Raw genomic sequence first — 11173 nt, forward strand, 5'->3', positions numbered from 1 at the left:
ATTGGGGACACGCCGCAAGGGCATGTCCCCGGCTCGGGTCTTGCCCTTCAACGCCGCGCCCGGTAACGAACAGCCATGGCTTCGATCGGTTCTTCCGCGCCGCGATGGCGCAGCTTCTTCTGATCCGTTCCGCCGCGCTTTCGGCGCGGCTCGCGCTCCCTTGCTCGCTTTGGGCGCGCGTCCGCCATACCGCTTTCGACATCCAAGGCTGAAGCCATGACCGACCATACCCCCGTCCCCTATGCGGGCCCGACCCGCGTGCTCTCCGGCGTCCAGCCGTCCGGCGCCCTGCACTTGGGCAACTATCTGGGCGCCCTGGTGAAGTTCGCCCGGCTGCAGCACGAGATGGACACCTTCATCTTCGTTGCCGACCTGCACGCCATCACCGTCTGGCAGGACCCGGCCGCCCTGGCCCAGCAGACCCGCGAGATCACCGCGGCCTATCTGGCCGCGGGCCTGGACCCGGCCAAGGCCACGATCTTCCCGCAGTCGGCGGTGCGCGAGCATTCCGAGCTGGCCTGGATCTTCCAGTGCGTGGCCCGGCTGGGGTGGCTGGACCGCATGACCCAGTTCAAGGAGAAGAGCGGCAAGCACAAGGAGCGCTCGAGCGTGGGCCTCTACACCTATCCGGTGCTGCAGGCCGCCGACATCCTGGTCTACAAGGCCACCCACGTGCCGGTGGGCGAGGACCAGAAGCAGCACCTGGAGCTGACCCGCGATATCGCCGGCAAGTTCAACCACGACTACGGAACGCCCGCCTTCTTCCCGCAGCCCGAGCCGCTGATCCAGGGGCCTGGGGCGCGGATCATGTCCTTGCGCGACGGTTCGGCCAAGATGAGCAAGTCCGACCCGTCGGACTACAGCCGCATCAACCTGACCGACGATACAGATACCATCTCAGCTAAGGTTCGAAAGGCGAGAACCGACCCATTGCCGTTGCCTGAAACCTTGGAGGATTTGGCCGCTCGACCAGAGGCCGACAATCTCGTTGGCATCTTTGGGGCGCTTACAAATCAATCCAAGGCGGAGGTACTCGCCGAGTTCGGGGGAAAGGGTTTCGGCGTCTTCAAGCCGCAGCTCGAACACGCCCTCGTTATGGGCATTGGGCCTGTTCGCAAGGAGCTGATCCGGTACTTGGCCGATCCCGCCGAGATCGACCGTATCCTCAGGGCCGGTGCCGAGCGGGCCAGCGAGGTCGCCGCGCCGACCGTGGCCGAGGTGAAGAAGCTGGTCGGGTTCTGGGGGGCGTAGCGTTCAAGTGACGGGCGGTAGCAGATTCGCCGCTCGTCAAAGCTCTCGATACCGGCGTTTGACGGGTCCACAATATTCGAGTCGATTCAGACTCTTAGGTGCTGGACTCTGGCGGCGAAGCAGCTTTAACCAAAGTGTCAGGCGACGACTCGCGATCGTCGCCTGCATCTGGGCCGTCTTAACCGAAAGGTTGTTTCGGTCCGCAGCCCTGTTGGGGGCACCCGGAGGGGTCACACCTTTGGTGTGGCCCCTTCACCATTTGTTGGTTTCAACAACGAATTTGTTGCCAAAAGCACCAATGACCAACGCGTAGACTCTGCTCAGAATCGCGTCAACCTTTGTGATTAAGCTTAGGCATGCGAACGGCGTTCGCATCATCATCGTCAAAGGCGGCTCGGAATCCGCACCGGCAGGCTTTCATAGCCCTTCACGAAGCTGGAATAGACCCGCTTGGGTTCGCCCAGGACCTCGATCTTCGGGAAGCGCTTGAGGATCTCCTCCCAGACGATCCTCAGCTGCATCTCGGCCAGGCGGTTGCCGACACAGCGGTGGATGCCGAAGCCGAAGGACAGGTGGCGGCGGGGGTTCTCGCGGTCGATGATGAAGGCGTCGGGATTCTCGATCACCGTGTCGTCGCGGTTGCCCGACACGTACCACATCACGACCTTGTCGCCCTTGTGGATCTGCTTACCGCTCAGCTCGATGTCGGCCAGGGCCGTGCGGCGCATGTGGGCCAGGGGGGTCTGCCAGCGGATGATCTCCGAGACCATCGACGGGATCAGCTCGGGGTCGGCGCGCAGCTTGGCCTCCTGCTCCGGATTATTGGAGAGCGCGTAGAGGCCGCCGGTCAGGGAGTTGCGCGTGGTGTCGTTGCCGCCGACGATCAGCAGGATGACATTGCCCAGATACTCCATGGGCGGCATGTCGCGCGTGGCCTCGCCATGAGCCAGCATCGAGATCAGGTCGTCGCCGGGCTCGGTGGCGTTGACCCGCTCGTTCCACAGGTTGGTGAAATAGGCCAGGCATTCCAGCAACTCGGCGCGGCGGGCCTCCTCGCTCTCGACGATGCCGCTTTCGGGCGAGGCGGTGGCCACGTCCGACCAGCGGGTCAGCTTGCGGCGCTCCTCCCAGGGAAAGTCGAACAGGGTGGCCAGCATCTGGGTGGTCAGCTCGATCGAGACCCTGTCGACCCAGTCGAAGGGCTCGCCGATCGGCAGGTCGTCCAGGATCGTGCAGACCCGTTCGCGGATGATCCCCTCCAGGCGGGCCAGGTTCTGCGGCGAGACGATCGGACTGACGGTCTTGCGCTGGATGTCGTGCTTGGGCGGGTCCATGGCGATGAACATCGGCAGGACGAAGTCCTCGTCGAAGTCGCGGATGGTGATGCCGCCCAGATGCGCGTCGCTGGAGAACACCTGGTGGTTGGTGTCGACCGCCATGATGTCGTTGTACTTGGTGACCGACCAGTAGGGTCCGGTCTCCTCGTTGCCCTTGGACCAGTGGACCGGGTCTTCCTTCCGCAGGCGCTCGAAATAGGGCCACATGGCGTCGGCCTGGAACAGGGCCGGATCGGCGACGTGGTAGTCTTCCAGCGGAATGGACCAAGCCTTGGCGCGCGCGTCGTCGCCAAAATCGATAGAGCCGTCGCTCATCAAAGCCTCCCACGGACCGGTGTTTTTCGTATCACGCCAGAAAATGACGCCTGTGTCACTTTCTTTGTTGGGCCGGGACAGTCTTGCGCGAAGGGACCGCCGGGTCCATCTCTCCGGCATGTTCATCCAGACCGAAACCACGCCCAATCCCGAGGTCCTGAAGTTCCTGCCCGGCCGCGAAGTGCTGGGCGAGGGCGCGCGGGAGTTCAAGACGGCGGAGGAGGGCGACTCCTCGCCGCTGGCCGAAGCCCTGTTCCGCCTGGGCGACGTCAATCGCGTGTTCTTCGGTCCCGACTTCCTGACCGTGACCAAGGCCGAGGGCGCGGAATGGCCGCACCTGAAGGCGCCGATCCTGGCCGCCATCATGGACCACTTCACCAGCGGCCGGCCCCTGCTGCTGGACGCCGCGGAGAGCGGTCACGACAACGACGGCGTCTATGACGAGGAAACCTCGCAGATCGTCGCCGAGATCAAGGACCTGCTCGACACCCGCATCCGCCCGGCCGTGGCCCAGGACGGCGGCGACATCGTGTTCTCCAAGTTCGAGCCGGCCACCGGCGTGGTGTGGCTGCACATGCGCGGCGCCTGCTCGGGCTGCCCGTCCTCGTCGGCCACGCTGAAGGCGGGCGTCGAGAACATGCTCAAGCACTATGTGCCAGAAGTGACCCGGGTCGAGCAGACACTCTAGGGCGCGTCTCCGGCGTGCGCGCGGGGACAAGGGAATGCGCCCCAGGCGCCTTGTCAGCACCTTTGAGCGCCCTTATCGTAACTGTATAGGTTGCGATTATATCGCTTAGAAGGATCGCTTATGGCCAAGCTCGCCGACACGGCTCTCGACCAACTGTTCACGACGGCCCGCACCCGCAACGGCTGGAGCGACCAGTCCATCCCCGAGCCGGTGCTGCGCGAGCTGTACGACCTGGTGAAGTTCGGCCCGACCGCCGCCAACAGCACCCCGGCCCGCTTCGTCTTCGTGCAGAGCGACGCGGCCAAGGCCAAGCTGGCGGCCGTGTCGTCGGGCTCGAACGGGGCCAAGATCCTCAAGGCGCCGGTGACGGTGATCGTCGGCTACGACCTGGACTTCCCGCAGACCCTGGACAAGCTGTTCCCCAACGCGCCGGGGGCCAAGAACTGGTTCGGCGACCCCGTGGCCAAGGAATGGGGCGCGCTGCGCAACAGCTCGCTGCAGGGCGGTTACTTCATCCTGGCCGCCCGCGCCCTGGGGCTGGACGTCGGTCCGATGTCCGGCTTCGATAACGCCGCCGTCGACAAGGAATTCTTCGCCGGGACCAATATCAAGTCCAACTTCATCGTCTCGATCGGCTACGGCACCGAAGAGAACCTGTTCCCCCGCAATCCCCGCCTGGACTTCGAGGAAGCCGCGAAGATCGTCTAAAATAACGTGTCATCCCGGAAGCGACGCAGCCGCTATCCGGGACCGACGCCTGAGCGCCGCGTTCCGGGGCGGTCCCGGATCTTCGCGCTCCGCGCTCGTCCGGGATGACAGGAATTTTGTGCACCTGATGCACATGTCGGCGACCCGGTGCTAAAAGGCGCCCCATGACCCAGCGCCTCGCCCTGATCGCCGTCCCGTTGCTGCTGCTCGCCGCCTGCGGCCCCGCCAAGCAAGACGGCGCCGCCGCGCCGCCGGCCGCCTCGGGCTCGGAGATCCCCAAATCCGGACCGGTCGCCATCGCGGTCACGCCCTATGTCGGCGGACCGCTGCATGTCCGCGCCGACGGCGTGGGCCCGATCACCGGCGAGACGGCCTTCGACGAGGCGACGATCAAGGCCCTGTTCCCCAAGGCGGTGGTCAAGAGCGCCTTCATCCACGTCGGCGAGGGTCCGCCCGGCCCGATCCTGACCGTCGAGCAGGACAACGTCCCGCTGTTGGAGATCGGCAAGGACGCCGAGGGCGGCATCGGCGAGATTCGTCTGGCCGGCGGGCCTGTGCAAGGTCCCAAGGGCGAAGCCCTGCTGGCAAAGTGGGCCGATCTCGGCTTCGACATCGCCCAGTGCCGGGCCGGCGAGGGCCGCACCGTCAACCAGACGATCTGCGTGCGCCCCGAGGCGCCGACGGTGTCCTATGTGTTCGGCGTGCCGGGCTGGACCAAGGGCGGCCTGCCGCCGGTCGAGACCCTGAAGGCCAAGGGCCAGCTCAACGAATTCGTCTGGCGGCCGGCCGAGCAGGCGGCCGTCGGCGCGGCCTGATCCGATGGTCCGACGCCTGATCCTCGCCGCGTCGCTGCTGGCCCTGGCCGCCTGCGGCCCGGCCGACAAGCCGCAAGGCGCCAAGACCGCCGCCCCAGCGCCCGCCGTGGTGACGCGGCAGGACGCGTCCGGCGGCGTCGACCGCTTCACGCCGTACGCGGGCGGACTGCTGGCCCTGGACGAATTTTCGGTCGGCCCGCTCATGGCCCAGACCGAGTTTTCGCTCACCGCCATCCAGCCCAGGTTCCCCAAGGCGGTGGTCAAGACCGCCTTCCTGCACCAGGGCGCGGGCCAGCCGACGCCGATCATCACCGTCGAGCAGGGCGGCGGCGTGCTCGAGATCCAGGGCAATCCAGGCTCGACCACGGTCGGCGACATCCGGATCAGCGGCGGAACGCCGAAGGGGCCGCGCGGCGAGACCCTGATGATGAAATGGACCGACGCCGACATGGACTATCCGCGCTGCTGGATGGGCAAGGACCGCGACGTCCACGCGGTGATCTGCACCCAGCCCGGCGAACCGGTGCTGCGCTACGTGTTCGCCGTGCCCGGCTGGACGCGGGACGAGATGCCGCCCGAGACCGTGCTGCGGGACAAGGCGGTCCTGCGTGAATTCCTCTGGCGTGGAGGCGCGCCGACCCAATGATCCTGTCTATCGACACCTGCCTGGCCGCCAGCTCGGTCGCGATCCTGGACGGCGACATCGTTCGCGCCGCCCGCAGCGAGCCGATGACCCGCGGCCATCAGGAGCGCATCGCCGTCCTGGCCCGCGAGGTCGCGGCCGAGGCCGGGGTGAAGTTCGCCGACCTGACCCGCATCGCCGTCACCGTCGGCCCCGGCTCGTTCACCGGCCTGCGGGTGGGGCTGTCGTTCGCCAAGGGCCTGGCCACGGCCCTGTCGATCCCCTGCGTCGGGATCAACACCCTGGAAGCCCTGGCCGCTTCAGTGGAAGCGACCGGCCTAGTCGCCGGGGTGCTCGACGCCAAGATGGGCCAGGTCTATCTGCAGGTCTTCGACGGCGGAAAGCCGCTGATGGATCCCGACGCCCTGGAGGTCGAGGTCGCCGCCGCGCGCCTGGCCGAGCTCTATTCGGGCGGTCCGGCCACCCTGGTCGGTTCGGGCGCGCCGCTGATCGCCGACGCCGTGCCGCGGGCGACCGTGCTGACCCCGGCCTATGCCGATCCCGTCGCCGTCGCCCGCCAGGCCGCCGCCAAGCCGGCTCCGAGCCAATCGCCCCGGCCGCTGTATCTGCGCGCGCCCTATGCCGTGGCGCCGGCGGCATGATCCTGCGTCCTGTCGGGCTGGAAGCCTGCTTCACCCTGGCCGATCTGCACGACCAGGCCTTCGATCGGCCCTGGTCGGCCGAGGACTTCGAGACCCTGCTGAAAGGCCCAGGCGCCTTCGCCGTGCTGGGCGAGGCGGGTGACCCGGACGAGGCCAAGGGATTCATCCTGTGCCGCGCCGTCGCCGGGGAGGCCGAGATTCTCACCGTCGCCGTCGCCCCCGCCGCCCGCCGTCGCGGCTGGGGCGCGGCCCTGGTCGAGATGGCGGCCGGCGTCGCCAAGCAAGCGGGCGCCTTGGAGATGTTCCTGGAGGTCGCGGCCGACAATCTGGCGGCGATCAAGCTCTACGAAGCCACCGGTTTCGACCGCGTCGGCCTGAGAAAAGGCTATTATCCCCATCCCGATGGGGCCAAGGACGCGGTGGTGATGCGTCGGGCGCTTAACAGCTAGCGTTCAAGCCCCTATCTTGGCCGCGAATCTCGCCCGCGAATGTCGTTTGGGTTCATCTTTCCGGAGACGCCGCCGTGGATCGCCTCGAAAAGCTCTGCATCGAAAAGGGCATGCGCATGACCGACCAGCGTCGGGTCATCGCGCGGGTGTTGTCGTCGGCCACCGACCATCCGGACGTCGAGGAGCTGCACCGCCGCGCCCACGCCGTGGACCCGCACATCTCGATCGCCACGGTCTATCGGACGGTTCGCCTGTTCGAGGAGAGCGGCATCATCGAGCGCCACGACTTCCGCGACGGCCGCTCGCGCTACGAAGAGACCCCCGACCACCATCACGACCACCTGATCGACATGAAGACCGGCAAGGTCGTCGAGTTCGTGGACGAGGAGATCGAGGCCCTGCAGAACGCCATCGCGCGCAAGCTGGGCTACAAGCTGGTGGACCACCGGCTGGAGCTCTATGGGGTTCCGCTGGAGGAGTGATCCTCCCACTTGCCCCCACCTGACCGCTTCGCGGTCTGTCCGCCCCCATAGGGGGCGGAGGGCGGAAACGCGGCCTCTTCCCCCTATGGGGGAAGGAGGGCCGCAGGCCCGAAGGGGGCAAGGGTGTGACCTCCACGGCCTTGCGCGTTAACGCCCTCGCGCTCATAACGCCCCGCATGAGCGAGACCCCGCAAAAGCGCCTCTATATCAAGACCTACGGCTGTCAGATGAACGTCTATGACAGCGAACGCATGGCCGATGTCCTGCGGCCGCTGGGCTATGGGATCGTCGACGAGCCTGAAGGGGCTGATCTGGTGGTGCTCAACACCTGCCACATCCGCGAGAAGGCCACCGAGAAGGTCTATTCCGAGCTCGGCTACATCAAGCAGATGAAGACCCGCAAGGCGCTGGCCGGCGGCAAGATGACCATCGCCGTGGCCGGCTGCGTGGCCCAGGCCGAGGGCAAGGAGATCATGCATCGCCAGCCGGCGGTCGATCTGGTGGTCGGGCCCCAGGCCTATCACCAGCTGCCCGAGCTGATCGCCCGCGCCCACCGGGCCACCGGCGAGCGCCTGAGCGCCGACTTCGCCGCCGACGAGAAGTTCGACGCCCTGCCGGCCGAGCGCCAGGTCAACGGCGTCAGCGCCTTCCTGACCGTGCAGGAGGGTTGCGACAAGTTCTGCACCTTCTGCGTGGTGCCCTACACCCGGGGCGGAGAGTGGTCGCGGCCGCCGGAATCGATCGAGGACGAGGCCAAGCGCCTGGCCGACCAGGGCGTGCGCGAGGTCACCCTGCTGGGCCAGAACGTCAACGCCTATGACGGCGGCGGCTACACCCTGGCCAAGCTGGTGCGGCGCCTGGCCAAGATCCCCGGCCTGGACCGCATCCGCTACACCACCAGCCACCCGCGCGACATGGGTGACGATCTGATCGAAGCGCACGGCGAGCTGCCCGAGCTGATGCCCTATCTGCACCTGCCGGTGCAGGCCGGATCGGACAAGATCCTCAAGGCCATGAACCGCGACCACACGGCCGAGAGCTACGTCCGCCTGATCGAGAAGATCCGCGCCGCCCGGCCCGACATCGCCATGAGCGGCGATTTCATCGTCGGCTTCCCGGGCGAGCGCGACGGCGATTTCGAGAAGACCCTGGAGCTGGTCCGCGAGGTCGGCTTCGCTTCGGCCTTCTCGTTCAAATATTCGCGCCGCCCCGGCACGCCGGCCTCGGCCATGCCCGGCCAGGTGGACGAGGTGGTCAAGGCCGAGCGTCTGGATCGGCTCAACGCCCTGCTCGACGAGCAGCAGAAGGCCTTCAACGCCTTGCAGGTCGGCAAGGTCATGCCGGTGCTGTTCGAGAAAAAAGGTCGCAACCCCGGTCAAATCGTCGGCCGCAGCCCCTATCTACAGGCGGTGCACGCGGTGGGCCCCGACAGCCTGCTGGGCCAGATCGTTCCCGTCCGCATCGAGTCGTCGGCCAAGATGAGCCTGGGCGGCGTGCTCGAAAACCAATCCATCCTGGAGTCCGCTTGAGCCGTACGCCTGAGTTCCTGCCCCTGTCCGACACCGCCGTCCGCGCCGTTTCCGGCCCGAACGGCCGTCACGCCGCCCTGATCGAGGACGCCTTCAAGGTGCTCATCGAGACCCCCGGCGGCGGGGTGACGATCACCGGCGACGTCAAGGCGCGCTCCAGCGCCAAGCGGGCGATCCAGGCCCTGGCCCATCGCGCCGACGCCGATGACGAGGTGGTCGAGGCCGACGTGCGGGTGGCCGTGGGCGAGGCCCACAGCGCCGCCGGCCAGGCCTCGCCGCGGGCCGTGCGCAAGGGCTCGGTCTCGCCCAAGACCAAGGGCCAGGCCCGCTACATGGAAGCCATGGCCAGCCATCCTCTGTGCTTCGGCCTGGGTCCGGCCGGCACCGGCAAGACCTTCCTGGCCGTGGCCCAAGGAGCGGGCATGCTGCTGCGCGGCGAGGTCGATCGCCTGATCGTCACCCGTCCCGCCGTCGAGGCCGGCGAGAAGCTGGGCTTTCTTCCGGGCGACCTGAACGAAAAGGTCGATCCCTACATGGCGCCGGTCTGGGAGGCCCTGACCGACATCATGGGCGCCGATCAGCTGCGCCGTCGCCGCGAGAAGCTGGAGATCGAGGTCGCCCCGATCGCCTTCATGCGCGGCCGCACCCTGGCCCATGCCTTCGTCATCGTCGATGAGGCCCAGAACTGCTCGCGCCTGCAGATGAAGATGGTGCTGACCCGTCTGGGCGAGGGCGCGCGGATGGTGGTGACCGGCGACCCGACCCAGGTCGACCTGCTGAACCCCCGCGATTCCGGCCTGGCCCACGCGGTGTCGATCCTGGAAGGGGTCGAGGGCGTGGCGGTGTCGCGCTTCACCTCGGCCGACGTGGTGCGCCACCCGCTGGTCGAGCGCATCGTCAAGGCCTACGACGCCGACGCCCTGCAGACGACGACGCGCTGAATGACCATCACCGTCGACATCGAGATCGAGGACGAGGCCTGGACCAAGGCCGAGCCCGAGATCGAGGCCCTGGTCTGGCGCGCCGCCCAGGCGGTGCTGGACGCCCACGAGGACATCGAGGGCAACGGCATCGTCATCCTGCTGGCCGACGACGACAGCGTCCAGACGCTGAACCGCGACTTCCGCCAGAAGGACTATGCGACCAATGTCCTGTCCTTTCCCTCGCCCCCCAATCCCGAAGGTCAGATCGGCGACATCGCCCTGGCGTTCGGGGTCTGCCGGCGCGAAGCGATTGAGCAGGGCAAGCCGCTTGCGCATCATTTGCAACATCTGGTGGCGCACGGGGTGCTTCATCTCTTAGGATACGACCATCAGGACGACGTCGAGGCCGAGGCCATGGAGACGTTCGAGCGCGAGATTCTCGCGGGCTTGGACATTCCGGACCCCTATGCCGAACCGCCGTTCCCAGAGGGATAACCAAGCCAGGGCATGCCCAGCGACGACCAGAGTTCCCCGCCCGTCGGTTCGGCTCGCTTGAGCCGAGGCGTGCGGGCGTTCTTCCGCAAGATGCGCAAAGACCTGGCCGGCCGGGGCGCGCCGGGTCTGTCCGAGGCCACGCGCCCGGCCGACTCCACCCTGGTGCACGAGGTCGACATGGTCGACCAGGCCGAGGCCTTCCAGAGCCTGCGGGTGGCTGACGTGATGACCCCCCGCGCCGACATCGTGGCCGTCGAGGCGGGCGCGCCGTTCGAGGCGGTGGTGGCCCAGTTCACCGAGGCCGAGCATTCGCGGATGCCGATCTATCGCGAGACCCTGGACGACCCGGTGGGCGTGGTCCACGTCAAGGACGTGTTCCGCCTGCTGGCCAGCGACGGCAAGCGCCCGGCGCCGAGCGACCAGGTCCTGCACCGGCTGCGGCGCGAGGCGCTGTACGTGCCGGCCTCGATGCGGGCCGCCGATCTGCTGCTGCGCATGCGCACCAGCCGCATCCATATGGCCCTGGTCATCGACGAGTTCGGCGGCACCGACGGTCTGGTGACCATGGAGGACCTGATCGAGGCGGTGGTCGGCGAGATCGACGACGAGCATGACGACGCCCAGGTCTCCAACATCGTCGCCCGTCCCGGCGGCCTGTTCGAGGTCGACGCCCGCGCGCCGCTGGAAGACCTGGAGGCCGCCCTCGACCGCGACCTGGCGCCGCCGGACATGGAAGAGGATATCGACACCGTCGCCGGTCTGGTCGTGGCCCTGGCCGGCCGCGTGCCGCAGCGGGGCGAGGTGATCGCCCATCCCGCCGGCTTCGACCTGGAGGTCGTCGAGGCCGATCCGCGTCGCGTGCGGCGTGTGCGCGTGCGTCCGGCGGCCGTCGTGGAG

At 67.5% G+C, this 11173-nt stretch carries 13 protein-coding genes; 12 read left to right on the top strand and 1 reads right to left on the bottom strand.

Features of this window, described 5'->3' with window-relative positions:
• The first annotated feature begins 216 nt into the window (after window positions 1-216).
• A complete protein-coding gene (trpS, locus tag WAL33_RS19440) occupies window positions 217-1251 on the top strand; it encodes a tryptophan--tRNA ligase (protein ID WP_422183406.1) in 1035 nt (344 codons plus the stop codon).
• A gap of 383 nt (window positions 1252-1634) precedes the next feature.
• On the opposite strand, the gene WAL33_RS19445 is transcribed toward trpS, so the two are convergent.
• Complete coding sequence (locus WAL33_RS19445; protein WP_422183407.1) at window positions 1635-2903, bottom strand: cytochrome P450; 1269 nt, start codon at window positions 2901-2903, stop codon at window positions 1635-1637.
• A gap of 118 nt (window positions 2904-3021) precedes the next feature.
• Here WAL33_RS19445 and WAL33_RS19450 point away from each other — a divergent pair, with 118 nt between their 5' ends.
• The 11 genes from WAL33_RS19450 to WAL33_RS19500 all read left to right on the top strand — a co-directional run.
• On the top strand, window positions 3022-3591 hold the full coding sequence (locus WAL33_RS19450; protein ID WP_422183409.1) for a NifU family protein: 570 nt from the start codon (window positions 3022-3024) through the stop codon (window positions 3589-3591).
• Between the two features lie 120 nt (window positions 3592-3711).
• Window positions 3712-4299, top strand: coding sequence for a malonic semialdehyde reductase (locus WAL33_RS19455; protein ID WP_422183410.1), 588 nt, complete (start codon window positions 3712-3714; stop codon window positions 4297-4299).
• 164 nt (window positions 4300-4463) lie between these two features.
• Window positions 4464-5114, top strand: a complete 651-nt coding sequence (locus tag WAL33_RS19460; protein ID WP_422183411.1) for a DUF1131 family protein — start codon at window positions 4464-4466, stop codon at window positions 5112-5114.
• Between the two features lie 4 nt (window positions 5115-5118).
• Window positions 5119-5760 carry a DUF1131 domain-containing protein gene (locus WAL33_RS19465; protein WP_422183412.1) on the top strand — a complete coding sequence of 214 codons (642 nt, stop codon included), beginning with the start codon at window positions 5119-5121 and terminating at the stop codon, window positions 5758-5760.
• Window positions 5757-6398: a tRNA (adenosine(37)-N6)-threonylcarbamoyltransferase complex dimerization subunit type 1 TsaB gene (gene tsaB / locus WAL33_RS19470; RefSeq protein ID WP_422183413.1), complete on the top strand. Its 642-nt coding sequence runs from the start codon at window positions 5757-5759 to the stop codon at window positions 6396-6398. Before WAL33_RS19465 ends, tsaB begins: the two co-directional genes overlap by 4 nt.
• Window positions 6395-6847, top strand: a complete 453-nt coding sequence (rimI, locus tag WAL33_RS19475; protein WP_422183415.1) for a ribosomal protein S18-alanine N-acetyltransferase — start codon at window positions 6395-6397, stop codon at window positions 6845-6847. The genes tsaB and rimI overlap by 4 nt, the downstream gene beginning before the upstream one ends.
• 74 nt (window positions 6848-6921) lie before the next feature.
• Window positions 6922-7329: a Fur family transcriptional regulator gene (locus WAL33_RS19480; protein ID WP_422183417.1), complete on the top strand. Its 408-nt coding sequence runs from the start codon at window positions 6922-6924 to the stop codon at window positions 7327-7329.
• Between the two features lie 176 nt (window positions 7330-7505).
• On the top strand, window positions 7506-8858 hold the full coding sequence (gene miaB, locus WAL33_RS19485; RefSeq protein ID WP_422183419.1) for a tRNA (N6-isopentenyl adenosine(37)-C2)-methylthiotransferase MiaB: 1353 nt from the start codon (window positions 7506-7508) through the stop codon (window positions 8856-8858).
• Window positions 8855-9799 (top strand): PhoH family protein, encoded by a 945-nt coding sequence (locus WAL33_RS19490; protein WP_422183420.1) that lies wholly within the window; start codon window positions 8855-8857, stop codon window positions 9797-9799. Before miaB ends, WAL33_RS19490 begins: the two co-directional genes overlap by 4 nt.
• An 18-nt stretch (window positions 9800-9817) precedes the next feature.
• Window positions 9818-10276: an rRNA maturation RNase YbeY gene (ybeY, locus tag WAL33_RS19495; protein ID WP_422183424.1), complete on the top strand. Its 459-nt coding sequence runs from the start codon at window positions 9818-9820 to the stop codon at window positions 10274-10276.
• 12 nt (window positions 10277-10288) lie between these two features.
• Window positions 10289-11173, top strand: an 885-nt coding sequence (locus WAL33_RS19500) for a hemolysin family protein (RefSeq protein WP_422183422.1), incomplete at its 3' end; no start/stop codon positions are given.

The sequence above is a fragment of the Caulobacter sp. genome (assembly GCF_049283275.1).
GTDB lineage: Bacteria > Pseudomonadota > Alphaproteobacteria > Caulobacterales > Caulobacteraceae > Caulobacter.